The organism is Enterococcus cecorum (genome assembly GCF_052119425.1).
GTDB lineage: Bacteria > Bacillota > Bacilli > Lactobacillales > Enterococcaceae > Enterococcus_E > Enterococcus_E cecorum_C.
Genome location: NZ_JBQKFH010000077.1, coordinates 1 through 3718, shown reverse-complemented (window position 1 = coordinate 3718; position 3718 = coordinate 1). Strand labels below are relative to the sequence as shown.

2 protein-coding genes and 1 other annotated feature are annotated in these 3718 nt (G+C 39.4%); both genes read right to left on the bottom strand.

Going from position 1 to position 3718, the window contains the following annotated elements:
- Positions 1–120: 120 nt before the first annotated feature.
- The gene (gene leuS / locus ACTQZM_RS11760) at positions 121–2535 is read right to left on the bottom strand and encodes a leucine--tRNA ligase (RefSeq protein WP_441653874.1); all 2415 of its coding nucleotides are present in this window, start codon (positions 2533–2535) and stop codon (positions 121–123) included.
- Between the two features lie 291 nt (positions 2536–2826).
- Positions 2827–3034: a binding site (T-box leader), on the bottom strand.
- Between the two features lie 110 nt (positions 3035–3144).
- Positions 3145–3718: C40 family peptidase (locus ACTQZM_RS11755; protein WP_441653873.1), on the bottom strand; the 574-nt coding region annotated here is incomplete at its 5' end.

Here is a 3718-nt window from a genome sequence, read left to right as displayed (position 1 = left end):
AGTACATAAGCATCGATTGAAGAAAGAAAATAAAAAAAGAGAGAAAGCATTCATAAAATAACTTTCTCTCCAATTGACTTAATTGCCAACAACACTACTTGACAAAGAGCCTTTTATTTGCTAGTTCGCTACGATATTTACCAATTTATTCGGTACAGCAATTACTTTTCGGACAGTCTTGCCAGCAATTTGTTCTTTGACTTGTTCATTGGCTAAAGCAAGTTCTTCCAAGGCTTCTTTACTACTATCGACTGGTACCATTAGTTTGGCACGGACTTTTCCGTTGATTTGGCAAACAATTTCTACTTCTGATTCAACTAAAGCTGCTTCATCAAAGGTAGGCCATGGCACATAAGAAATGCCGCCTTCATTCCCTAAGATTTCCCACAATTCTTCAGCGATATGTGGAGCAATTGGCGCTAATAATTGAACAAAACCTTCAATATAGGCATAAGGAAGCGCATCTGCCTTGTAAGCTTCATTGACAAAGACCATCATTTGAGAAATAGCTGTGTTAAAGTGTAGATTTTCGAAGTCTTCTGTCACTTTCTTCACAGTTTGGTTATAGACTTTATCTAATTTACCATCGTTAAAGGTCGTGATACGGTCTCTCAGTTTACCATTTTCATCAACAATCAAACGCCATACACGGTCTAAGAATTTACGACTACCTTCAAGGCCATTTTCGCTCCAGGCAATCGAAGCATCCAATGGTCCCATAAACATTTCATAAAGACGTAAAGTATCGGCACCATATTGTTTCACGACATCATCTGGGTTGACGACATTGCCACGAGATTTAGACATTTTTTCATTGTTTTCGCCTAAAATCATGCCTTGGTTAAATAATTTTTGGAATGGCTCTTTCGTTGGTACCACACCTAAATCATATAAGAATTTATGCCAGAAACGAGCATACAATAAGTGTAATACCGCATGTTCAGCTCCCCCGATGTAAATATCTACTGGCAACCATTGTTTTAATTTTTCATAATCGGCCAAGGCTTGTTTGTTGTGTGGATCAACATAGCGTAAGAAGTACCATGAACTACCCGCCCATTGTGGCATAGTATTGGTTTCACGACGACCTTTCAAGCCCGTCTTAGGATCGACCACATTGACCCAATCTGTAATGTTGGCTAATGGTGATTCACCGATACCACTTGGTTTGATATTATCCGCTTTAGGCAAACGCAATGGTAATTCTTCTTCGCTTAAAGCAGTGGTTGTGCCATCTTCCCAATGAATGATTGGAATTGGTTCGCCCCAGTAGCGTTGACGTGAGAATAACCAGTCACGAAGACGATAGCTGACTTCTTTTTTACCCACACCATTTTCTTCTAACCAAGCAACCATTTTATCGATAGCTTCTTGTTTATTTAAACCATTTAAGAACTCAGAATTGATGTGTTCGCCATCTTCTGTGAAAGCTTCCTTCGTTACATCGCCCCCAGCTAAGACAGGGATAATTTCAAGGTCAAATGTTTTTGCAAATTCAAAGTCGCGTTCATCATGCGCTGGAACTGCCATAATCGCCCCAGTACCGTATGAAGCAAGCACATAATCCGCAATCCAAATTGGCATTTCTTTTCCATTGACTGGGTTAATTGCATAGGCTCCGGTAAAGACCCCAGTTTTTTCCTTAGCTAAATCAGTACGGTTTAAGTCAGATTTTTTCGCTGCTTGGGCGATATAGTCTTCCACTGCTTGCATTTGTTCCGGTGTCGTAATTTCTTTTACTAAGTCCAATTCTGGCGCAAGTACGGTATAGGTAGCCCCAAATAAAGTATCTGGACGAGTAGTAAAGACAGTAAATTCTTTATCTGTACCGGCCACTTTGAAGGTTACATTAGCCCCAACCGAGCGACCAATCCAGTTTCTTTGCATTTCTTTGATGCTTTCTGGCCAGTCTAATTCTTCTAAATCATCTAATAGGCGGTCTGCATAAGCGGTAATCTTCAACATCCATTGACGCATTGGTTTACGAATAACGTCATAACCACCACGTTCACTCTTACCATCGATCACTTCTTCATTGGCAATAACTGTTCCTAATTCAGGCACCCAGTTTACTGCAACTTCTGCTTCATAAGCTAATCCTTTTTCATATAATTTTGTGAAAATCCATTGCGTCCATTTGTAATATTCAGGATCAGTGGTATTTACTTCACGATTCCAGTCATAACTAAACCCTAAAGAATTAATTTGACGACGGAAGGTTTCGATATTTTTCTTGGTAAATTCTGCTGGATCATTACCGGTATCTAAAGCATATTGTTCCGCAGGTAAACCAAAGGCATCCCACCCCATTGGATGTAAGACGTTATAACCTTGTGCCCGTTTGAAACGAGATAAAATATCAGTTGCCGTATACCCTTCTGGATGGCCAACGTGTAAGCCTTGACCAGATGGATAAGGGAACATGTCTAATGCATAGAATTTTGGCTTATCGGAATCTGTTGTTGTATTGAACGTATTGTGAGCAGCCCAATACTTTTGCCATTTTTTCTCAATGGTCTTGTGATTGTAATTCACTTTCTTTTCCTCCTAAAAAATATGGTATATCTTGAACCTTAGACTAGCTAAAGGGTCCTGATGAAATCATGTCGTGTGAACACTTCATATATTGATTGCTTATCCGATCGTAGCTGATCGGCCTTATACACGGTGTTCGGCAGCCAGACATTGTGAAATTCGCCCTCCCGTTTGAGAAAATCTCCTTTCATCCGATTTTCTCAACGGTAGGTAAGCACACGAATTTCTTCATGTCTTACCGAGCCGCCTCACAACCTTATACAAAAAGTCCTATAAGGAACGTAATATTCCCTATAGGACGTCATTCACACGTGGTACCACCTATTCTTCATCAGACATTGCTGACCTTGAACATGTTAACGATTGTCACCGTGGATGCCTACTACTTTCAGCACCCATCACTTCAAGGCGAGCTTCAAAAGTTGTCAGGAGTATTTGCACCAACCATACTCTCTCTGAATCTGCATCACTTTTTACTGTTCCTTGTCAATGTGAAGTATAAGTTGGTTTTATCGTAACAAATTTTACAATAAAATTCAAGTTAACAATCGTTCTCTTCTACTATTTTCCGTATTTGCTATAGCAGAAATGTTGTCTAGGTCAAGATTATTACATCCGTACAGCAAAATCAGGTGCAAAATTTGCTACTGAGCCAATTTTTACAAAGTCACCAGGCTCTGAAGCATAAATATATGAACCGTTTCCTAAAGCAATCGCTACATGGTAACTACTACCTTGAGAACCCCAAAAATACAAATCCCCTGCTTTAGCTTGATCAACAGAAATAATTGTACCAGCTTTTTCTTGAGCTACTGTATTGCTACCAATATCACGTCCTGTTACTTGCAAGAACACATAGCGAGTATAACCCGAACAATCAAAACTATCTGGTCCTTTCGCCCCCCAAGCATAAGGTTTTCCGATATGTTTATTTGCTTCAGCTACAATAGCCGCTCTATTTAAGTTATTCGAAGAACTATTCGTATTCGTTGTATTCAAACTAATTAAATTAACTGTAGCTGACGAATTACTTGTTTGACTTACCAATAATTGTTTACCCGGATAAATTACATCACTAGTCAATCCATTCATATTCTTTAATTGGCTCACAGATAAGCCATGTTTATTAGCAATTGCCCAAAGGCTATCTCCAGAAGCAACCGTATATGTCTTACTAGTGCTT